The organism is Treponema denticola (assembly GCF_024181605.1).
GTDB lineage: Bacteria > Spirochaetota > Spirochaetia > Treponematales > Treponemataceae > Treponema_B > Treponema_B denticola_B.
In genome coordinates this window covers 1,935,071-1,956,727 of the sequence record NZ_CP054477.1, presented here as the reverse complement: position 1 = coordinate 1,956,727, position 21,657 = coordinate 1,935,071, and the positions used below count along the sequence as shown (strand labels likewise).

Annotated in this window: 18 protein-coding genes; 6 read left to right on the top strand and 12 right to left on the bottom strand. The window is 38.6% G+C overall.

All coding sequences use genetic code 11. From position 1 onward, the window contains the following. Positions 1-29: 29 nt before the first annotated feature. The 5 genes from E4N80_RS09200 to E4N80_RS09180 all read right to left on the bottom strand — a co-directional run bounded on the left by E4N80_RS09200 (position 30) and on the right by E4N80_RS09180 (position 4,409). Positions 30-833 carry an Rpn family recombination-promoting nuclease/putative transposase gene (locus E4N80_RS09200; RefSeq protein ID WP_253698949.1) on the bottom strand — a complete coding sequence of 268 codons (804 nt, stop codon included), beginning with the start codon at positions 831-833 and terminating at the stop codon, positions 30-32. A 68-nt stretch (positions 834-901) separates the two neighbouring features. Further along, positions 902-1,159, bottom strand: coding sequence for a type II toxin-antitoxin system RelE family toxin (locus tag E4N80_RS09195; RefSeq protein ID WP_253698948.1), 258 nt, complete (start codon positions 1,157-1,159; stop codon positions 902-904). Then, the gene (locus E4N80_RS09190; RefSeq protein WP_253698947.1) at positions 1,156-1,386 is read right to left on the bottom strand and encodes a hypothetical protein; all 231 of its coding nucleotides are present in this window, start codon (positions 1,384-1,386) and stop codon (positions 1,156-1,158) included. Before E4N80_RS09190 ends, E4N80_RS09195 begins: the two co-directional genes overlap by 4 nt. Positions 1,387-1,780: 394 nt before the next feature. After that, complete coding sequence (locus tag E4N80_RS09185) at positions 1,781-3,775, bottom strand: leucine-rich repeat protein (protein WP_253698946.1); 1,995 nt, start codon at positions 3,773-3,775, stop codon at positions 1,781-1,783. Between the two features lie 442 nt (positions 3,776-4,217). Next, positions 4,218-4,409, bottom strand: a complete 192-nt coding sequence (locus E4N80_RS09180; protein WP_253698945.1) for a hypothetical protein — start codon at positions 4,407-4,409, stop codon at positions 4,218-4,220. Between the two features lie 135 nt (positions 4,410-4,544). On the opposite strand from E4N80_RS09180, the gene trxB reads away from it, so the two are divergent. From trxB to grdA, 3 genes are all read left to right on the top strand, one after another. After that, the gene (gene trxB, locus E4N80_RS09175; protein WP_253698944.1) at positions 4,545-5,498 is read left to right on the top strand and encodes a thioredoxin-disulfide reductase; all 954 of its coding nucleotides are present in this window, start codon (positions 4,545-4,547) and stop codon (positions 5,496-5,498) included. 10 nt (positions 5,499-5,508) lie between these two features. Then, complete coding sequence (gene trxA / locus E4N80_RS09170; protein ID WP_002682000.1) at positions 5,509-5,826, top strand: thioredoxin TrxA; 318 nt, start codon at positions 5,509-5,511, stop codon at positions 5,824-5,826. A gap of 125 nt (positions 5,827-5,951) precedes the next feature. Beyond that, on the top strand, positions 5,952-6,425 hold the full coding sequence (grdA, locus tag E4N80_RS09165) for a glycine/sarcosine/betaine reductase complex selenoprotein A (RefSeq protein ID WP_010956809.1): 474 nt from the start codon (positions 5,952-5,954) through the stop codon (positions 6,423-6,425). Between the two features lie 120 nt (positions 6,426-6,545). Here the strand turns inward: grdA and E4N80_RS09160 are convergent, their stop codons facing one another. The 6 genes from E4N80_RS09160 to E4N80_RS09135 all read right to left on the bottom strand — a co-directional run bounded on the left by E4N80_RS09160 (position 6,546) and on the right by E4N80_RS09135 (position 16,665). Beyond that, entirely contained in the window at positions 6,546-7,724 is a 1,179-nt protein-coding gene (locus tag E4N80_RS09160; protein ID WP_253698943.1) for an ABC transporter ATP-binding protein, read from the bottom strand. Next, entirely contained in the window at positions 7,711-8,742 is a 1,032-nt protein-coding gene (locus E4N80_RS09155; protein WP_253698942.1) for a FecCD family ABC transporter permease, read from the bottom strand. The genes E4N80_RS09160 and E4N80_RS09155 overlap by 14 nt, the downstream gene beginning before the upstream one ends. A 3-nt stretch (positions 8,743-8,745) precedes the next feature. Then, complete coding sequence (locus E4N80_RS09150) at positions 8,746-9,903, bottom strand: ABC transporter substrate-binding protein (protein WP_253698941.1); 1,158 nt, start codon at positions 9,901-9,903, stop codon at positions 8,746-8,748. A 183-nt stretch (positions 9,904-10,086) separates the two neighbouring features. After that, positions 10,087-13,821 carry a cobaltochelatase subunit CobN gene (gene cobN, locus E4N80_RS09145; protein WP_253698940.1) on the bottom strand — a complete coding sequence of 1,245 codons (3,735 nt, stop codon included), beginning with the start codon at positions 13,819-13,821 and terminating at the stop codon, positions 10,087-10,089. After that, positions 13,818-15,749, bottom strand: a complete 1,932-nt coding sequence (locus E4N80_RS09140) for a magnesium chelatase subunit D family protein (RefSeq protein WP_253698939.1) — start codon at positions 15,747-15,749, stop codon at positions 13,818-13,820. Before E4N80_RS09140 ends, cobN begins: the two co-directional genes overlap by 4 nt. Next, complete coding sequence (locus tag E4N80_RS09135) at positions 15,736-16,665, bottom strand: magnesium chelatase ATPase subunit I (RefSeq protein WP_253698938.1); 930 nt, start codon at positions 16,663-16,665, stop codon at positions 15,736-15,738. The genes E4N80_RS09140 and E4N80_RS09135 overlap by 14 nt, the downstream gene beginning before the upstream one ends. 352 nt (positions 16,666-17,017) lie before the next feature. Between E4N80_RS09135 and E4N80_RS09130 the strand changes: the two genes are divergently transcribed. From E4N80_RS09130 to E4N80_RS09120, 3 genes are read left to right on the top strand one after another with little or no spacing between them, the layout of a single operon-like run. After that, positions 17,018-18,823: a S1 family peptidase gene (locus E4N80_RS09130; protein ID WP_253698937.1), complete on the top strand. Its 1,806-nt coding sequence runs from the start codon at positions 17,018-17,020 to the stop codon at positions 18,821-18,823. A gap of 17 nt (positions 18,824-18,840) precedes the next feature. Next, the gene (locus E4N80_RS09125) at positions 18,841-19,479 is read left to right on the top strand and encodes a hypothetical protein (protein ID WP_010694733.1); all 639 of its coding nucleotides are present in this window, start codon (positions 18,841-18,843) and stop codon (positions 19,477-19,479) included. Further along, positions 19,463-20,068, top strand: a complete 606-nt coding sequence (locus E4N80_RS09120) for a hypothetical protein (RefSeq protein WP_253698936.1) — start codon at positions 19,463-19,465, stop codon at positions 20,066-20,068. The genes E4N80_RS09125 and E4N80_RS09120 overlap by 17 nt, the downstream gene beginning before the upstream one ends. A 59-nt stretch (positions 20,069-20,127) precedes the next feature. On the opposite strand, the gene E4N80_RS09115 is transcribed toward E4N80_RS09120, so the two are convergent. Continuing rightward, positions 20,128-21,603: a Na+/H+ antiporter NhaC family protein gene (locus E4N80_RS09115; RefSeq protein WP_253698935.1), complete on the bottom strand. Its 1,476-nt coding sequence runs from the start codon at positions 21,601-21,603 to the stop codon at positions 20,128-20,130. Positions 21,604-21,657 lie beyond the last annotated feature (54 nt).

Here is a 21,657-nt window from a genome sequence, read left to right as displayed (position 1 = left end):
TCTTTTAAGGGGATAAACCAGACTACCAATTAGCTAATCGATTCGACTTCTTCTTGGGTGAGGCCGGTAGCTTGCATTATCTTTTTTACGGAATCCCCAAGCTGTTTTAAAATCCGAGCCGTTTCGAGCTTTGCTTGACGGGAACCTTCAGCAAGACCGATGGATTTACCTTGTTGTATGCCTTCTTCCCGTGCGTCCATTTCAAAGCCCGACATAAAGCGGTATTCCTTGCGTGCCTGTTCGTTGTGTTTTACTGCCTGTATCATCGTTTCTATCCTCCCTGTAAAGTCAGTGTGCGCCGCACCTGTTTTTAAGTATTCCAAAAAGCCTTTGAGTTCCGCATCTTTGGCTTTGCCGAATGCTTCCGCATTGATTATAACCTTTTTTGTTCCGTCCTGTAAGGGTGTTTGCCGGTCTTCAAGGCACATATTTTCAAATGTGTAGAGCGGCTTGCCTTTCCCGATAGCGTCGAAAAGACAAACGAAAATAATATAGCTGTCGTTCAAGGCTTTGTAGTGGGTTCCTTTGTCTAAGAATGCGATGTCAATTGCTGCCTGATAATAACGCATACGCTTGGGGATATTGTGTTCGTTCACAACCTGCATTTCGATATCGTAAGATTTACCGGTTTCGTCTTTTACAAGCAGATCGAGGCGCACCGATTTGGATTCCGAACCGGTAAAGACGGCATCTTGCGATGAAAGGTAGGTGATTTTCCCGATTTTATCTGCCAAGACCATTTCGAGAAACTCTTTACAAATACCTTCGTCCTGCATGACTTTGCAAAACATAAAATCATCGGCAATGGTAAGTTCGTCAAAGCTTTTTTTCATATCCAACCCCTCACTTGTTGTATTATACCAAAGTTTACAGGATTTTAAAAGGGATAGTTATCCTCTGTTCATCGGTACACCGTTGAGCGGTGCCCGATTTCGATGACGGTGATAATTAGCTTATCGTCACAGATGCGGCATAAAATGCGGTAATCGCCGACGCGGTACCGCCATAGCCCTGAAAGATTTGAAGTGAGTGCTTTCCCGCGGGAACGCGGATTATCAAGAAGCTCAATTTGTTCAAGGTAATCCAAAACACGCTTTGAGATTGCCGCGTCCAACTTTTTTAGTTGCTTTTTAAATGTTTCCGTCAAGACGACTTTCATAGACCCAACTCGTGCCGCATTTCGGCGATGGTGTATGTTTTTTTCCCGCTTTTTTCAAAGTCATTCCACGCTTTTTCGGCACACACTGCGTCTTCGGCATCTTCCTTCAATTCGGCAAGGTAGCGGCTTAAAGCGTTTTCCAAGATGGTATCTTTTGCCGCTCCGGTCATTCGGGCTGCTTGTTCCAATTCTTGATACAGTTTATTTGTCATGGTCATTGTAGGCATAGTTTCCTCCTAAAATAAACGATATTTCATCAGGTGACAGCCTGATGAAACTCGAAGTTGAAGCGAGCGGCACTATTTGAGCTGTGAGCTTCAACCGTCCTCCTGTTTTTATTATATCACAGATTAAATGACTTTAAAAGGGAGCGATGTGAATATTTAAGAGTAGAAAGCGCTTACCCCCGCACAAAAAAAACTGCTGAAAAATGTACATCCAGAGTACATTTTTCAGCTTAAAGTTTTAGTCTTCGTCTAAAACTTTCAAGTTTGTACCACCGCCATTCTGAGGCGGGGTTCTTAGGGGCAGAGCCCCTAAGCGGTTCTTTTGAAGAAAGGAGGGGTCATAGGGGAGGAACGGAACTTTTATCCGAAAAAGTTCCGTTCCTCCCCTAATTCATCAATACTCCACAATCGTGCCGAAGTCTTTCCAGCCTTCTGCGGCTTGGTAGAGAGCTTTGGAGCCGGCGGGGACGCGGAGCGTTGCGGATGCGAGGGGTACGTTTTTAAACACGTGGTCGCTTGCCTTAATGGTCGGCGGAGTTGCCGCTTTGCACGTTACCGTCTTCAGTTTATGATCGCCCGAAAATGAATACCACTTTATTTGGGTAAGCGTTGAAGGGAGCACGACCGACGTCAGTTCGGGGCATCCGGCAAGAAAGTAGCTGTCAAGAATTTTTATGTTTTCCGGCACAACCATCGAACTCACTTTTAAGTCCTGTATTGAAAAGTCGCCGATAAATTCCAGCGAAGACGGCAGGTTAAGCGTTGCAAGGTTGGGACAGAATCTAAACACATAACTCGCGATATCCTTTAAGCCGTCCGGCAGTGTAACGGAAGTCAGTGCGTCAATGTTTCTAAAAGAGTTCTCTTCCAATTTTGTTACGCCTGAAGGAACGGTGTAAGAAGCGCCCGGTTTGCCTTTCGGATACCAGAGGAGTACGGTTTTATCTTTATTAAAGATAACGCCGTTTTGGGAAGAAAGGTAGGCATTATCGGATGCGACCGTTACGTTTTGCAGTGTAGTTCCCCAAAGTTGAGGGTGCTCTATGCCCGTTACCGTGTAGGTTACGCCGCCGTGGGTAACTTCTTTGGGTATGGTAAGCGATGTTCCCGTGTACGCCGCATAGTTTGAAGAATCTGTCTTTGCGGTTACGCCCACCTCTCGCTCATCTTTGTCCGTTACGTGGTAGCGTATGCCGCCTTCTTCAAAGTAGTCGGGTATGACGACGGCAGGTTTTACGGTAATGGTACCTGAAAGGGCGGTTTGTCCGTTTACCGTGTCGGTTACCTTTATGCGCGTTGAGCCGGCATTGCTGCACGTTACCGTAATATTGCCGTGACTGTTCAAGTTAGCCGTATCCAGCGCGATGATGCCCGCCGTTTCAGGTTCTGCCATGAAGTTACCCGAACCTCCCGTTACGAACCGATGTGTAAACTCATCTCCTGCCGTTTTGGTAAATGCCGTTGTGTCCACCGTGAGCGCAGGTCCGGTATAGGTACTTTTAAACTTTACCTTGATGTTTGCCGCTGCCGTTACGGTGTGGTTGTAGGTTGCGTTTGTTCCCGCTCCCGCGATGGGCGTTCCGTTGTTCGTCCATTGTTCCACTTCACAGCTTGAACCGGCAGGCTCTGCCGTAAAGACGACGGTTTTGCCGTGTTCGACCGTATCGCCCGAATTGATTTCGCTGCCGTCAACTTCCGCCTTGAGCGTGCCGTTTCCGCCGTCTACGCCGAAATCGATTTTACATAGTACCTGCTTAAAGGTAACCGTTACGGTAACGTCTTCGGTGATTTTAAGCGTCGCGCTCGTGCTTCCGTCGGTACCGCCTAGTAAAAATGAGCCCGCCGAAACCGTCCACTTATCTACCGCATAGCCTGCATCAGGTACTGCCTTAAAGGTAATTTCGCTGCCATAGGGCACATTGGGCGGGTTTGGAAGCTCGGGAACGGTCGTTACTCTGCCGTGTACCGGCGGGGTAAGCGTAACCGTGTGCAGGACAGGATACATCCCGGCCTTCCGTTTAAAGAATACCTTAACCTGCGCATTTGCCGTAACTTTGAGCGTGTAGGTAAGCTCCGTGCCGTTTACTTCTGTGCCGTTAAGTTCCCACTTTTCAAGCCTGTAGCCTCCGAGCGGCGTTGCCGTAAAGGTAAACTCGGTGTTTTCGGCTGCCATGCCGTCTTCAGGCAGTGCAGGCGTTACTTTTACATTACCGCCTATAGTGTGGTCAAGCTCTACCTTGTACTTCGGTACCGGCGGCGGTGTGGGCTCAGGCTTGCTCCCGCCCGCGTTGTTCGGGCAGGCTGTAAAAAGCAGTGCCAGCGTTAAAACTGCGGCTATGATGAGCGCCGCTCCTCTTTTCTTCTTGTTGTGTGTTCTAAACTTTGTCATAAAATCCTCCAAAAAATTGTTTGTTTTAAGGGGAAGGTTCCCCTTAGACCCCCGCTCAAGAATGTACATCCGTGTACATTCTTGAGCTTCGAGTTTGCGGTGCAAACTCGTACGACTATCCTGGGCAAACATCCTGTTTGCCGCGCTGCCAAAGGGTGGAACCCTTTGAAATCCCCGTTTATAGGCGGGGTTCTTAGGCGATTGCAAGCTAGCGTAGCAATCCAAGCCCCTAAGCGGTTCTTTTGAAGAAAGGTGGGGTTATAGGGGAGGAAAGGAACTTTTATCCGAAAAAGTGCCGTTCCTCCCCTAATTTGGATTGACAAGTCCCAATCCATAAGAACATTCCGATTATTCCTTTGCAAAGTTGAGCGAAGCTCAAGGCTTGGCAGGCGTTGCGGTTTTTTATGTGAGTAAATTTGTTTGTGTTTGATTGTAAATTTATTTAGGCATGGGAAGGCCTCAGCTGTGAAGCTGTGAAGCTGCGAGGCTGCGAGGCTGCGAGGCTGCGAGGCTGCGAGGCTGCGAGGCTGCGAATTTTGCCCGATACACACAGTTGTGTCAAGTAGTTTTCACAACTTTTTGCATTTTTTTGCTGAGAACTTTTGTAACTGCACTCGGCGTATTTTTCTATCATCATATACAGTATAGACCGTTTCTAGACCTATTTCAAGGTTTTTAAGATTTTTTTAGAAAATATCTCGGTTTAGATATACATCTTGATTAAAATGCTAAAAACTGATATATTTAAGGAGATATTTAGGAGGACTTTATGTCAGAAAAATATGATTTGGTTATAATTGGAGGCGGTCCCGGCGGTATGGCCGCAGGAATTTATGCAGCCCGTTCAAAATTAAAGACGGTTATTCTTGAAGAAAAGCCCAATCAAGGCGGACAGTGCTATATCACTGAAGAAATCGAAAACTACCCCGGTTTCCCCGAATCTTCAGGTCCTGCTCTGACCGAAGCCTTTAAAAAACATGCCGAAAAGTTCGGTGTTGAATTCAAAAGAGCAAGAGCCGAAAAAATCGAACTTGTTCCCAATTCACCTACACGCATTGTTCACGGAAGTGACGGCGTAAAGTATGAATGCTTGGCTGTTGTTGTTGCAACAGGTGCAAGTGCCAGAGAGCTCGGCTGTAAGGGCGAAAAAGAGCACTGGGGCAAGGGTGTTTCATACTGCGCAACATGCGACGGTGCCTTCTTTGAAGAGTGCGAAATCGTAGTTATCGGCGGCGGAGACTCTGCTGTTGAAGAAGCTATGTATCTTACAAAATTTGCCGACAAGGTAACTATTATTCACCGAAGAGACGAACTTAGAGCTGCAAAATCCATTCAGGAAAAGGCTTTTGCCAACCCCAAAATGGCCTTTAAATGGAATGCAGTTGTTGAAGAAGTTTGCGGAGACGGCCTTGTAGACAGCGTTATCTTAAAAGATACAAAAACAGGCGAAACCTCCAAATTCGATACCGAAGGCGTATTCGTATTTATCGGACACAATCCTCAAACCGCCTTTATTCAGGGCTTGGTAGACCTTGATGAAAACGGCTACATCCTCACAAACGGAAAAATGGAAACAAACGTACCCGGTATTTACGGCGTAGGCGATGTTATTCAAAAAGAATCACGGCAGGTTGTTACGGCAGCTGCCGACGGTGCGCTTGCCGGTATTTGGGCAGGCCACTATATCGACGATATCAAAGCCAAAATGGCTATGAAAAAATAAGGAGAAGAAAATGATTGAATTGACAAAAGAAAATTTTGAACAAGAAGTTCATCAGTCAAAGGGTGTAACCTTTGTAGATTTTTGGTCGGACGGATGCGTTCCCTGTAAACAATTAATGCCGGATGTTCACGCAATGGCAGAACGCCATGCCGGAAAGGCAAAGTTTTGCTCATTCAATATTGACGGTGCAAGACGCGTTGCTATGAAAGAGCAGGTTTTAGGTCTTCCCACAATGCTCATCTATATTGACGGTGAGAGAAAAGACAGCGTTACCGGAAGCGATTTGACCATTAATCAAATCGAAGAGATGGTAAAAAAATACATCTAATCTTAAGTTTTAATCTTTTAAGCCGGAAAAAGACGATAAGTTTTTTAACGGCTTTTTAAAGATACGGTTTAATAGACCGTGGGGCAGGTTATCCTGCCTTAAAAAATTTATCCTAGGAGGATGCTATGGTTGATTTGAAAACCAAAAAAGTCATCATCATCGGTGACCGAGACGGCGTTCCCGGGGAGGCTATTAAGCTCTGTGCAGAATCGGCAGGTGCTGAGGTTGTATATGCTGCAACCGAATGCTTTGTCTGAACAAGCGCAGGAGCAATGGACTTGGAAAACCAAAAGCGAGTCAAAGATTTAGCTGAAAAATACGGTCCTGAGAACGTAATCGTTCTTTTGGGCGGTGCAGAAGCCGAATCTTCAGGTTTAGCCTGCGAAACTGTTACAGTAGGCGACCCGACTTTTGCAGGTCCGTTGGCTGGAGTCTCGTTGGGACTCTTGTGCTATCACGTGGCAGAACCGGAAATTAAGAGCCAAATAGACCCTGCGGTCTATGAAGAGCAGGTAAGCATGATGGAAATGGTTATGGACGTCAATGCTATTATCGCGGAAATTTCGGAATACCGAAATAAAGGCTGCAAATTCCTGTAATGCCTTTCGGAGCTTATGCGTTTTACACCCTAAGCTTCTTTCGTGTTAGTCGGCGGTGCAGTAGTACAAGAATGACCCCATTCTTTAAAATGGAGCATTTTTGCCGCTGTACCGCTTTTTTTATTTGCTTAAACATTTAATGGTCTTTAATAATTGTGAAAAGGTCTTACAATAAGTATAATCGGCATACTCTTGTCTTTCTTTTAAGGAGAGAATTTTTTTGTTTAGTTTTTCTGCATATTTTATTAAATCTAAATTTCTACTATTTATACCGTTAAAAGATGCACCGCAATCTATAATGATTTCCGATTTTTCGATCACGAGTTTTGCTTCATCAAATATTTTATCGTTTATAGCTTCAAAAGAATTTTGAGTCAGATGGTTTGTACTTAGTGCTTTTGCTATTGGCGTATCCAAATCATTTTCAAAGAGTATACCTGAGTTAAAATTGATTTCATACTTATTGAGCAGCCGATATACAGGAATTCCTTTGCCTTCACCTCCGACAACAAAAATTTTAGAGGAGGTATCTCGGCGTGCCAGTTCTATATTTCCTAAGAGGGTATTATATGAACCGTTTTTGATATCAAAGGCCTTACGAATTGATGTATCGCTTATAATTTCTTCCGGTGTGCCGTATAGGTAATTATCCTTGTCCAAAATTAAAATGATTTTATCTGCAATCTTAGGTATCAAATCAAGTTCATGTAAGGAAAGAATGATAATCTTGTTTTTTTTACGGGCCAAGGTTCGTAAGATTCCCAAAAGGTCAATTTTATATCTGATATCTAAAAAAGAAGTCGGTTCGTCAAGAATTATTAAGTCGGCTTCTTGGCAAATCGCTCTTGCAATCATGATTCGCTGTTTTTCACCATCGCTTAACGAAAGAAATTCTTTGTGTTTTAATGCCTCTCCGTCTACGATTTTTATTGCATCATCAACAGCTATGTAATCTGCTTCCGTCATTTTTCCGAATTTATTTGTGTGAGGGTATCTGCCTGTTGCAACGATTTCTTCGGCAGTCATAAGATGAGGATTTATCCTGTCGGTCAAGACTACACTCATTTTTTTTGCTTGTTCTATATTACTGAGTTTTTCAATATCCTCTTCACCTATAAAAACTTTTCCGCCTAATTTTTTTATATGTTGTGTAATTGTTTTGATTATTGTTGACTTACCTGAGCCGTTAGGTCCCATAAGGCAAAGTATTTGTCCGTGCTGTAATTCTATCTCAACATTCCCGACGATAACGGAATTACCGTATCCGACATCAAGCTGTTTTAATTTAAATAGATCCATATTTTTTATTTTTTCCTACCATTAGCCAAATTACAATGGGAGCTCCTATCATGGATGTAATTGTACTTAGGCTCAGCTCTGTTGGTGCAAATAAGGTTCTGGCAAAATAATCGCTTAAAAGACAAAAACTTGCACCCATCAATGTAACTGCCGGTATCAGTATTTTAGGCTGTGATGTTGAAACTGTAAGGCGTGTTAAATGCGGGACCGCTATACCTACAAAGGATATTGGTCCTGCAAAGCCTGTAACGCAGGCAGAAAGAATGCTCGATAGAAAAATAAGGACCAGTCTGAAATTTTTAATATTAACTCCCATGCTTTTTGCATAGTTTTCTCCGAGGAGGTAAGCTTGTAATGGCTTTGACAAACAGAATACTCCGATTACGGAAGGAATAATAATTATACTTGAAATCCGAATCATCTTCCATGTGATACCTGAAAAACTGCCCATCGACCACATAGTAAGGCCCGCAATTTTATAATCGGAAGCAAAAGCTATCATAAAATTAGTTCCTGCAGAGGCTATGTAACCTATCATAATACCTACAACAATTAATATTGAAATATTTCTTACCCGTTTTGCAAAGACTAATACCAAAAGCATTGATAAAAGACTTCCTATGGCAGAGGCTAAAAATACTAAGAAGAGGAAATTAAGGGCAATGTTAAATGTAAAATTAGTTAAAATTATAAATCCTACAAAAAGGCGTGCACCTGAGGAAATCCCTAATACATAAGGCCCTGCTATAGGGTTCCTAAAAAAAGTTTGTAATAAAAATCCCGATATTGATAAGGCAATACCGAAAAGAATAGCAGCAAGAATCCTCGGAAAACGTATTTTAAATAAAACATTATATTCTAAGGTACTTGGAGTTCTTTCTCCTATACAGATATCCCAAATATCTTTTAAATTAAAAGATACGGAACCTGAAACAATATTTATAAATACCGCAACTATAAATAAAATTATTAGGATTATAAAAACTATGGTAATCCGCCTCTTCTTTTCGGTATTCATGTGTTATTTTTTTTCTATAGGAAGCGGTTTACTGAATAAATAAAAATATTCTGTTTCGGTTAACTCGCCCGGTTTTGAATGAATTATCTTATTTAATTCTTCAATCATATCTGCAACATGATCTGCACTTTGATAGTAATTAGGCTTAACTCCCCAAACCATATTTTCTTTTACTGCTTTGAGATCTTTTAAATATTCGGCAAAAGCAATTAAATCTGAGGTGCTTTTAATGGCACTTCCGTTTACGCTGTCGTAAAAGAAGAAGTCTGCTTTCTCAGCTACTTTATAAAATTCTTCAGCATTCATTTTTGTGTTTCCGTTTTTATCGGGATTTAAGTCTTTGAAAATATATTTGATTCCAAGTATCTCAAACATTTTTACATTGTAATCTCCTGCATTTCGAACATAAAAGATATCCTTAGACATAAAAGCCGAAGCAAAGGTAGTCTTATTTGCAGATTTTTTGTTCATTTCTTCTACCGCATTTATTTTTGCCAATTCTCTTTCATAATACTTATTTGCTTCTTTCTCTTTTCCTGTTATTTCTCCGGCAAATTTTATCCATTCAAGACGGGCTCGTGGGTCGGCTTCTTGATGATTTGAAACTCCTATCCATTTAAGTCCCAGTTCATTAAACTTGGAAATTATACCGGGCGTTCTTGCCATATTTTCATAAGTCAATAAAATGGCGTCTGCATTTAATGCATGAAGCATTTCATAGTCTAAAGCATTTTTACTACCGACAAATTTTATTTTACCGTCATCCATTCCTTTTTTTATTTCAGGAATTTTCCATGTATCGGATTGTACGGATGTTCCTGTAACTTTATCCAACTCTCCGATAGGACGAAGAAGGGTTGCATGTACTGTAGATAAGATAACTAAAGACTTGACAGGTGTTTCAATGACATTAAGATTTTCTCCTCCCTCTATTGTTTTACCTCTTGGAACGAACCAAACTTCACGGCCTTCAACATCCTTATACTTTTTTATTCCCTGTTCATAATAGTCCACAGAAAAAGATTTAGCATACTTTAATTCCAGTTGACCTATTTTTTTAAGGCCCATTTCACTTGTTGTTTCTTGACTTCCCTTTGCCCATGCCGATGTAAAAAACAGCATCAGTATTGCGGCAAACCAAACAATAATTCGCTTTTTCATCATAATCTCCTTATGAAATTTTATTTTACTCCGTTTTAAGCGTCGGAGTACTACGCTTTGCGGCTGAATAAGGTATTTCAATCTGTATTGAAATAAATTAAATGGACTCTGTTTTTTGTCAAGATTTTTTTTATGATACTCAAAATCAAATAATTTGTCTATAGATATGGTTTGGTTATAATTTTATTCTCCGTAAGATTCCAAGTCTGCTTCCATGTCAAGGAATATGCGTTTTAATTTTTCAAGACTTTCAGGTTTGGCAGCCCACATCTTACGCTGATTTGCTTCAAGTAAACGCTCGCTTATTTGATAGGCTGCATTTTTATTAACGGATCTTATCCAATTTAATGTGTCTTCATCAAATAGAAAAGTGTTTGCAAAATCTTCATACATCCAGTTCTCTACATTGTCTGCTGTAGCATCCCAACCGAAGATGTTGTCCATAACCTTGGATATTTCCTGAGCGCCTTTATAGCTGTGCTCTTTTAAACCTTCAAGCCATTTCGGATTAAGAATTCTGGAGCGCATAATACGGGCGGTTTCTTGATCTAAGGTCATGGTTTCAGGAATATTGATATCGGCAGTGTTTCCTACCGAAACATAGGGCTTTTTTCCAGACTTTGCTGTTACGGCAGCTATAAGGCCTCCGTGATAATTATAAAAATCATCACAATCCAAAAGATCTATTTCGCAGCTTACCTCGTTTTTGATAGTCATATCGGTTTTGCTTAAAAGATTTTCAAAGGCTCTTGTATCTTTCTCTCCGTGAAATTTTTTGGAATAAGCGTGGCTGCTCCATGTTATATATGCTTCGGCAAGATCTTCAAAGTTTTGCCATTTTTTTGACTCAATTAAATTTGCAACTCCTGCTCCATAAGTTCCTGAAGGAGCACTAAAAACTCTTACCGATGCCCTATCTCTTGCCTTGTCCGGATGTATCCCTTCATCTACAAATTTTTTAATTGTTTCCTGAATATTTTTTTTAATCGGATTCATCTCATCATCCTCATCAAGAAATGCAACCGCATTAACAGCCTCATCCATTAAAAAAATCAAATTTGGGAAGGAGTCTCTAAAAAGACCTGAAATGCGCATTGTAACATCAATTCGGGGCCGCCCTAGCTCTTCAAGAGGAATTACCTCCACTCCACATACGGTTTGTGTGTTTTTAATATATACGGGTCGGATACCCATAAGAAAAAATATTTCTCCTATATCCTCTCCATAGGTTTTCATTGTATTTGTGGAATATACAATTATAGCTATATTTTTGGGGTAAGCCTTATGTTCTTTATAATATGTCTTTAATTGAATGTCTGCTAATTTTTTTCCTGTTTCATATGCAGCCTTGCTTGGAATTTCTTCAGGATTAATCGAATAAAAATTTCTTCCTGTGGGAAGAAGTTTGATATTACCTCGGCTTGGATTTCCGCCAAGGCTCGGCAAAATAAATTCTCCGTTTAAACCTTTGATAAGGAAGCGCTTTTCATCATCAGTTTGTATAAGACGAGGATATACTTCTCTGCAAATAAATTTAAGGGTTTTCTTTAATTCTGAATTATTAGATTTATTGTTTTGAAAAAAAAGCAGCCTATCAATAAATGATTCGTTAAATTCTATTTCGTTTATTTCATTGATTAATTGTTCTGCAATCCTATTTGCTTCTTCTAAAATTTTATATTCATTAAAATTATTTTTTTCGGTATCGCTTAAATTTTTTCTGATATCCTTAGGATTATGCCCCAAAGAAATTATAATTGAATCTTCTAAGCCCTCCGTATCTTCTTGTCCGATTACGGATAACCCTCTTACTAATTGCAAGAGACGCTTTTTTTCAGGCACTTTTCCATATATGTGAAGCCCATCTCTTACTACGGAGTTTTTTATTTTGTGAATCCAATTATGAATTAAAATAAGATTTTGCTCCGGATTTTTAATGGCATCATCATATTCTATTTTTAGATCCTTTAAAATAGAATGTTCATCTGCAAGTTTGAAAATATCTTGTATTATAGTATCTTGTTGCGAGGGGGCAGACTGTTTGGCATGCTCATATTTTTCTAAGGCCTCTTCTATTTCATGGAGGTAGTCATAGGTATCCGAATCGGTAAAGCTTGGAATCAAATGACTTAAAATTGCAGCATGTGAGCGCCTTCTTGCCTGCATTCCTTCTCCCAAGATACCTAAATTATAAATATAAAGATGCGGAATAGAATAGATATTTATGTCAGGATAGCTTTCTTTTGATAAGGCTATCTCCTTTCCCGGAAGCCATTCTAATGTACCGTGTGTTCCAACATGGATAATAACATCTGCCTTAAAAATTTTGTCAATCCATTTGTAAAAGGCTAAGTATGAATGAGGCGGCGGATTGTGAGTGTCGTGATAGGTTTCTACAACTGCATCTTCGGGGCTTCGTGCCGGTTGAAGCCCGATATAAATATTTCCGTTTATAATTCCCGGAATTACAATATGGTCATTCATAATCATTGAAAGGCCGGGAGGATTACCCCATTTTTGTTTTAAGTCACTGCGGTTGAATTCCGGAAGATTCTTATACCAGCCCCCATATGTTTTAGAACTCACTTTATCGGCTTTAAATTTCCAAATTGTTTCAGGTGATGTCCATTTCCATTCATTTGTTCCCCTGCGTATTAATTCATCTATAATTTCCTGCCCGTTTAAAAAGTTAAAATCCAAGTTATAGTTTTCTTCTTTTAAAAATTGAAGTATATTCCATAAAGAGTTCGGCGTATCCAATCCATGGGCTGAACCTATTAGGTCGTTTCTTGGAGGATAGTTGTGCAAAATAATGGCGACTTTTCTTTCTTGAGGCTTTTTATTTTTTAGTTGGGCAAACCTGTTTACAAGTTCACATAGGGCCTTGACCCGTTCTGTTATTGGTACGAAGACTCTCCCTACAATCCCATCTTTTTCTATTTCTTCGGAAGTAGCTATCGGAATAGTAATAATTTGTCCGTCAATTTCAGGTTGATATATGTTTAATGATACAGAGGCTATATCCAAACCCGAAGGTGAGTTTTCAAATTCTTCCTTTGAAAGGTAGCTTGTAATAGCTTGAAATACCGGAAGATTAAAATTTTCAAAACAAGAATGAATAAAATTTTTAAATTCATTTTGATAGTATGAAGATATGGTATATCCCGTTGTTAAAATTATTGCGTCTATAATTAATTTACCGTTAAAATAAAAATATTTTTCCATTGCTTGCAGCACACCATCATTATCTTGCGGGCCTAGTCTTCCGATAATACAAAGGTAGTCTGCGCCTTGATTTTCTAATTCTTTAATAATAGCATCAACATGTCTCATGTTTTGATTGAGCAAAAAAGGATAGTGTGCAACAAGGCCTATGATATTTCTGTTTGAATTGGCAATATCGGATAATACTTTTTGTTCTTCATCTACATTAAGTAAATGTCCGTCCTTATATATTCCTATGGCATTTCTTTCTTTTGGAGGAGTTAAGATATAATTTGTTCCTATTGTAATGTTTGAAAATAACTTTATAAACTCTGTAATTTGATCCGTTCCGCCTGCCTTAAAATAACAATGCAGCCTTATATATTCTTCCGGTTTAATAGAACTGTAAGACATAATTGATCTGATTTCTTCAGGGATTGAACAATCAAAGAAAATCTTTTTACCTTTTATAATTCGGATTACCGTTTCGAGGTTTTGTAAATGAGCGGATGAACCGTGAAAATGCATAATTACCGCATCTGAATCTTTTAACCTGCTGCACATTTCTTGAAAGATGTTTTTATCGGAGTTTACTTTTATGACATCAAAGCAAAAAATATTTAAATTTATTTTCTCAGAGTCTTTCAACTGTTTTACAGCTGATTTAAATTCAAAGATTTTGGAGTCTCCGTAAAATATTCCTGTTAAATTCATCGCTTGTCCTCCATAACATCAATTCTGGATAGAGAGTATTCTGTGTTTTGATGTACAATCTCGGTTAAGACCTCAGGTTTTATATCTTCTATTTGGTAATATCTTGCATTTAAGTTTTTTGCAATCTCTTCGGCAAGAGCTAGTTTTACAAAGCCTGATTCGGTATCTATAACAACAGAGTAAATATTTGCATTTTTTATTTTTTTTGAAATAAAAAGAGCATCCTTAATAGGCTCATCAAAAAAAACGGAACCGTGATTAGTCCTTCCGTCCGTAATTAAAAAGAGCAGGGGAATCATATCCTTATTTTTTAGTCTATGTATTTTAAAATATTCCAAAGCCTTGTTTAAGCCTAGAGCTAGAGGCGTTTTCCCGATTGTAGGGATAAGCTGCAATTCTCTTTTTGCAAGTAAAACGCTTCTTGTAAAGGGTAATATTATTTCAGCCCTTGTTCCTGCAAAAGTGATCATAGAAACCTCATCATGCTTTTGGTAAGAATCCATCAATAAAGATAGAATAGCGTTTTTTGTTTCTTTCATCCTCTTCATAGCGCCCATAGAACCGCTTGCATCTACCAAAAAAATAATAGAGGCTCCTATACGGGTTTTTCTTCTTTTGAATTTATAATCATCCTTGTTTATTTTAATAATGCCTTTTTTCGGTTTTATTTGATGCAAGGCTGCCGATTTTATTGTGGGTATAATAGCAAGGTTATGAAGATTTTGACTTGACCTTGTATAGCCGAAGGATTTTCCCTTTAATTCGTTGGTGCGTGTTTTATTTCGTTTCCCCATACCCTTTCTAAAAGAATTATCTTCATTAATGCTTAAAAGATTTTTTATCTTAAAAATTTTATCTGCAAGCTCCGTATCCAAATTCTTATAGCTTATTCCATTTTGATTATTGGTATTATTGCCGTTATGTTCCGTAGCGTCGTTTTCATTATTCGAAATTCGGGATTTTGATTCTATTTTTTGATTGTCTTTTTCATTAGGTTTTTCTGCCGTTTTATTTTTATCTGATTTTGTTTTATCATTGTTATCTTTGTCCGATTTTATTTGATTTTTATTTTGGGTTTCGGATAAGATGTTTTTTCTATGTTTAAGAACAAGTTCTGCAGCTTCTTGAAAGTTTTCGTCTGTGATATATTGATGATTGTCTATAGCTGCTAGAGCCCTTGCCGTGTGTATAAGACAGATGCCGGCCCTGTAGCCGAAGCAGTTTGCTTCCTTAATGAGAACCTCAGCTCTTGTAATTATAGACTCCGATATTTTTATTCCGTTTAATCTTTTCTTTGCATCATGAATTTTATTCGATAAAATTTTATCTTCTTTTTTTAGAGCTTCAATTGTAATTTTGTCTTCTTTATCAAGGCTTAAATTCCTTTTTAATATTTTTAGTCTTTCTTCTTTATTTAGATTTGAATCCGTTTCTACATAGATTGAAAATTTGGCGGTAATCGAGTTATTTAAAAATCCTTCTTCAGGATTCATTGTGCCTATGAGCTTAGACTCTATTATTTTTTTATTGGAATGTCCATCACGCTCTGTCTGGAGAAAACCTGTTTCTATTACATTCAATATTGTGTTGATATATTCGTTAGGAAAGAGGTTGATCTCATCAATATATAAAATTTTATTTTCGGCTTTACCTAGAATTCCTTGCTGAAATTTGCTTTTACCTGATTCAAGGCTTGCTTTAATATCCAGTCCGCCAAATAAATTATCTTCCGTAATATTGAGCGGGATATTGACTATGGACATATCGGAAATATTTTTCATACTCCGTGCTGCAATGGTCTTTCCTGTTCCTTTCCCTCCGGCTATAAGCAGGCTGTTTATTTTATCGCTGACGGCAAGAACAAGGAGTGCCCTTATTAATTTTTTTTGACCAACAAGGAGGCTAAAAGGATAATCAAAGCCTTTCATTTAAGATGTTCTCAATATCTGCTTGGTTTAATGGATTTATTTCTTCAAAGGGCTTTTTCCTAAGCCTATGAGAATATACCATTTGTGCTAAACGGATAATATCTCCTTTTGTAACCTCATTCCTTCCTTGAAAGGCTGCATAGGCCTTGGCAGCTCTAACTAAGGTTAGGTCTCCCCTGTGGCCGTCCACATTTAAGCCTACCGAAAGACCTACAACCAAGTCTAAAATATCATCTCCTACTTTAATATCGGGAAAGATTTTTTGAGCTTCTTTTATTTTTGATATTAAATCTTTTTCTTCTTTATGCGAGGAGTTTATAAATTCCACAGGATCATTTTCAAAAGCAAGTCTTTTTTTTATAATTTCTTTCCTTAAGTGTCCATCCTTTTCACTTTTTACATCTACCAATAAACCGAATCGATCTAAAAGCTGAGGCCTTAGTTCCCCTTCTTCAGGATTCATTGTTCCTATCAGGATAAATTTGGATGAGTGGCTGTATGATATTCCGTCTCTTTCTATTGTGTTTACTCCCATGGCGGCCGCATCCAATAAGAGGTCGACTATATAATCTTCCAAGAGATTTATCTCATCCGCATACAAAATATTACCGTCAGCTTCTGCTAAGATTCCTTTTTGAAGAACTTTTTCGCCTGTTTTTAAAACTCTTTCAATATCGATTGAGCCGGCGACTCTGTCTTCAGTAGCATTTATAGGAAGCTCTATAACTTTAAGGTTTTCTCCCTGTCTTTGCATCAGCTCCCCTATTCCTCTCACAATTGTAGACTTTCCTGTTCCTTTTTCTCCACGGATTAGAACACCCGAAATTGCAGGACATATTAAATTTAAAATTATTGCAAGCTTTATATCTTCCTGTCCTTCAATTTGCACAAATGGAAAAATCTGTTTTTCAGTCATAAAATCTCCGTGATGTTTACTCTGGTATGTAAATAAAATCTGAGGGAATACTAACATTACGATAGGTGAAAGTCAAGGAGAGGGGAAATTTCTTCTTTGAAATGGAGGTGGTTAATAGGATATGGAAAATAATTTATCTTAAATACGGCTTCATCTGACTTGGCAATTTATCGATAAAAGGTTATAATCTTAAATCTCTAAGGTTTTATATACAGAACAAATTATGTTTATGAACCTTAAAAAAACTATAGTAGGCAGAAAAAGCATGTAGAGGCCGATATGGTACCCCATTCTTTAAAATGGAGCATTTTTGCCGCTGCACCGCTTTTTTTGTTCAAATAGGAGGTTAAGTGTGAAAAAGATATTTATATTTCTTTGTTTTTCTGTTTTGAATTTTTTGTGTTTTGCTGACTTGCGAGACTATGTTTGTATTGTAAGGCCTAACTACAAAGAAGATGTTGTTGATTGTGTAAACGAAGCTGCAAATATTTTAGAAGATATGGGCTATGCAGATTTCGCAGAAATATTTAAGCTAAGAGTTGAAAAAGATAACTCATTCGGATCCGGTTTTATTTATATCTTTAATGGAAAAAGTTATGTTGTTACAAACAATCATGTTTGTGCATATGCCGATTCTGTTTCTATAGAAATGATGGATGCGGATGGTAAAACCATAAAAAAAGTTGAAAACTGCAAGATTATTGCAAACAGTGCTGAGGATGACCTTGCTATTGCCGAAATTCCTGCAGATGCAGATATAAAAAAAGGCTTAGGTCTTTATCAAGGTAATTTGCGTGAAGGTATAGATGTATGGTCTGCAGGCTATCCCGGATTAGGCGGTAAGCCCTCATGGCAATTGGGGAAAGGAACATTAACCAATAAAAAAATCAAATTTGATGATCCTTTCTATCCGAAAGACAGCTTTTTTTTACAGCATTCGGCTCCGATAGATGCAGGAAATTCAGGCGGGCCCCTTTTGGTAACATCCAAAAATGCTGTAGAAGGATATGAAGTAATCGGTGTGAATAAAGCAAAAGCCCGCAAACGGGAAACTACAAACTTTGCAATACCTTTTTCTACGGTAAATTCTTTTTTTAAATTGGGCTTCTCTAATTTAAATGCTGCTGAAACCGAAAAAATGTTAAAAAAAGTTGAAGCTGTCTTTTTGGAGCAGGCTTCGTATCCCAAGGAAAATCTTTCCGATGAAAAAGAAGTTGAAGATAGACTAAGGCGTATCTATACTATTGCTTCTTTTATAAGTACTGACTATGCCAAAAAAAATGGACTGGATAAACTAAAGGATGCTCTTCTCAGGGGTCCTTCCTATGTACGGGATGCTCTTATAGAAAGAATAATATTTTCTTTTCCCATCGACTCGTTAAAATTTGCGGTTGCATATAACCTTGAAAAAGATATAAACGATTATAAAACATTTTCTTCGGTAGAAAACAGGTCCGATTCACAAAATGCCGGAGGAAAATACATAGTATTTAAAAATAATAACGAAGATAAGTTATATTCACTTTGGATAGTTGAAAATAAAAACTGGAAAATAGCCGATTTTTCACTAAATAATGAGCTTACCGATGAAAAACTTGTTGAGTCTTCCAAAAATAAACAAGAAAAGAAGAAAAATAGAGAAAAAAAGTCGGGATACTCTTCAGCAATCCTTTTTGCATCGCCGTATAACCATATGTATTTTGCTGAATATAACGGCCTTTTCACTCCTTATGGTTTTTCTTCCGGAGGAACGATTGGAATGATATTGAATTATAAGTTTTTTGGTTTCGGTATGATGTTCAATGTAAATCAGCGTCCTAAACTCGCTAAAAGATCCGGTACTGGTTCAGGCTTTTTTTTGTTTGATTCAGTTTCAAGTTCATTTTTAGCATTTGTTGAACCTAACATTCCTATGTCTATAAATAGCAAGGTTACTATAATGCCTTATTTACAAGTAGGTGTGGGAGCAGGAACTCCGATTTTTAACTCGAATTTTATTAGTTTTCACGCAAAAATTTCTCCGGGTGTAAAATTTGTTTTCGATATCAGTGGTAAGAAGCTAATGTTTGGGACTGCTTATGTCGGAAGATATGCAAAATTTAACAAAGATAGGATGTTTTTACACGGATTTGGTGTAAGTATTGGATATTCATTTTAAATTTTACGGAGGTATTTATGATAAAATTTAAACTAAACAAAAAATATATTTTTTTGTTGCTAACTTTATCCTTGGTTCTCTTTTCTTCATGCTCCAGTATCGGCGGCTATGTTAATGGAAAGACGTTGAACAAAAAAGAATTCGGACCGCCTGAAACTCATACATTGATGTTCGGTCATATGGATGTTGAAGATGCTCCATTGCATTTACCGGTTAATAATACCGCTAAAGATTATCAGGAGTATATTCAGATGAATCCTGAAAAAGAGCCGTTAATCTTTTTACCTATTTATTTTCAAGGTTCGGTTATGTCCTTTTATCCGATGGAGCCCGGAGTAAATTTGAGACTTATGTTTTCAAGATATTCTATAATGAGGTTTTATGGAAATTATACCCACACAACAGTCTATCAGTTTTGGCCGTTTTTAGGCTGGCCCGAATCAAGTACTCTGTGGTTTTCATGTAAAAAGCCGGGGCTGCAATACATAGGTTCTTATATCCGCACAAAATCGGGATATAAAAAAGATATGGAAAAGGATTCTGCTAAAAATGAACTTTCTGCTTTAGAGGGTATTAAAGCATATTACAAAGGTACTTCTTGGGAAACCGTTATAGAGAAAAGAATTGAGGAGCTTCAAAATGAAAAAAGCAATTAGTATAATATTTATTTTTTTGTTGAGTTGTGCTGCTTTTGCACAAAATTATTCCAAACCAGGAAGAAATGAGGTCGTTTTGGTTTTTTCGGTGGAGATTAGACCTTCGGTTAACAGAGAGTTTTTTAAGGAGTATCTGAGTATTCCCTCAATGCCCATGTCTGATTTAATAATCAATGAGACCGGCAGACCTGTCAGCAATGATCCCGGTGATTCAATATCCTTATATTGTGAAGGAGACGATAAACTTGATAAACCTACTGTTGTAGCAGATGTTGAGGAAATTATTTCAATAAAAGTTCCCGTTCCCAGGTCCGGTGAGATAGTTTTAAATTTTTGCACATATAACTTTTTTAAAGGGACTGCTTTTAGGTTCTTTTTACCTTTTGCTGTAAAGATAAAAGTGCAGCCCGATTTTAAGTATTATTATTTGGGGCACTTGGAGTATAAGAGGAAGGGCGGTATGGAGTATGAAATTGTTGATGTAAAAAAACATGATAACTATGATGTAGTAGTACCCATAATAAAAAAACGGTATGGTGAAAATGCGGAACTCGTTCGAGCTGCCATGACCTCTATTGATAAAAAATAGTTTTTTAAAATTTAAAAAGCTGCACTCTGTTTACCCTCAGTGCAGCTTTTTGTTTGCTTTTATTTTTTCTTCAACCTTACTTTCGGTTCGCTTGCGATGCCGAATTTGGGGAAGATTCTGTCGATACCGAACAGGGTAAATAACAGAATGGTTATAACCGAGATATGGGCCATAAAGTTGTACTTTATTATCTGTGTCTGACTGAATTGATAAAGAGGATAAACTGTGCCTGCAATGCCTATAAAAAAGCTTAAATAAACATGCCAAGGAATCAGCTGGGAACCGAAGATGCCGAGGGCTGAGGAGAAGGTTGCGTTCCTCAATTTTAAAGAATAAAGATCCTTTTCATCGCCTTCTACGTTTTCTTCCGTGATGTCTCTTATAATCGGGCCGACGGTAACTATTTGAGCCATCTCGTCGGCGAGGGCTGCATTTCCTAATAGTGAGATTATACCGTTCCAGAACATCAGCTGTCTTACGTTTCGGGAAAGTTTTACGGCAAGGTTTGATAGAGGTCTAAAGGCATCCATTTTCGACATGATTCCGCCGAAGGCTGCGACCCACATCATCATTATGATAACCCATGAACCGGCACCGACAAAGCCGTTATACACTATGTCAAAAAAGGCAAGAAGGCCTGAAACCGTTCCTGCAAAGCGGCCTAAGATAAAACATGAAACTATACCTGCTCCAAGGCAAAGGAGGGTAGAGTAGCCTTTTAAGGCAATCCCTATAACCAGAATGAGCGGAATTACCATGTAAACCGGAACTCCGTTTTGTACTTGATGGAGGAGGTCTACTGCGACCGGCTTTTCTTCAGCCAATTTTGCCCAAACATCTTGGGGAATAGCCTCGATGGCTTTTTGCGGACTTACGGCATCTCCCGGGAGGCTCAAGCCTGCAATTAAAAATAAGGCTCCGGCCAGCACCAAACACATTAGAGACCAAAGTCCCTGATTTCTCATACGGTGGGTAACTTCAACCCTGTGAATACCTGAGCTTACGACCGTTGTGTCCGAAATAAGACCGAGGTTATCGCCGAAACATGAGCCGCCTGCAATAGCCGCAATGCTTAAAACCATGTTTCCGCTTAAAATATGGGTCATCCACAAAAAGATAGGAGCACAGGCTGCAAAGGTTCCCCAGGAGGTTCCCGTAGCAACCGACAATACTGAGGAAACCAAAAAGGCAACAAGGGCTACTGTTCTGGCGGAAATGCCTATGTTTAGGCTTAAAGTTATAATCGAGGCTCCGACTCCTGTAGACATAAAGGCATCGGCCATCGCATAGGCAAACATAAGTATAAAAAATACCAACTGCATTTCCTTAACATTGTCTACGGCAGAGTTTAAAATATCGTTGAATTTGAATTTTTCGGTTATCATAGCGACAATGGAAGCATAGATTACGGCTATGGGGGCTATGATTAAAATGTCCAGCTTAAATCCCAAGGCAGTTGAAAATGATTCTATGTTTGAAATCATCATCAAGCCTGCAAGCAATAAAACCGGAGAGAGCTTAAAAAAAGCGCGCATAAAGTCTCCTTTTATGTGAAATAAGGATGCCAGTTTATCATATTCATAAAAAAA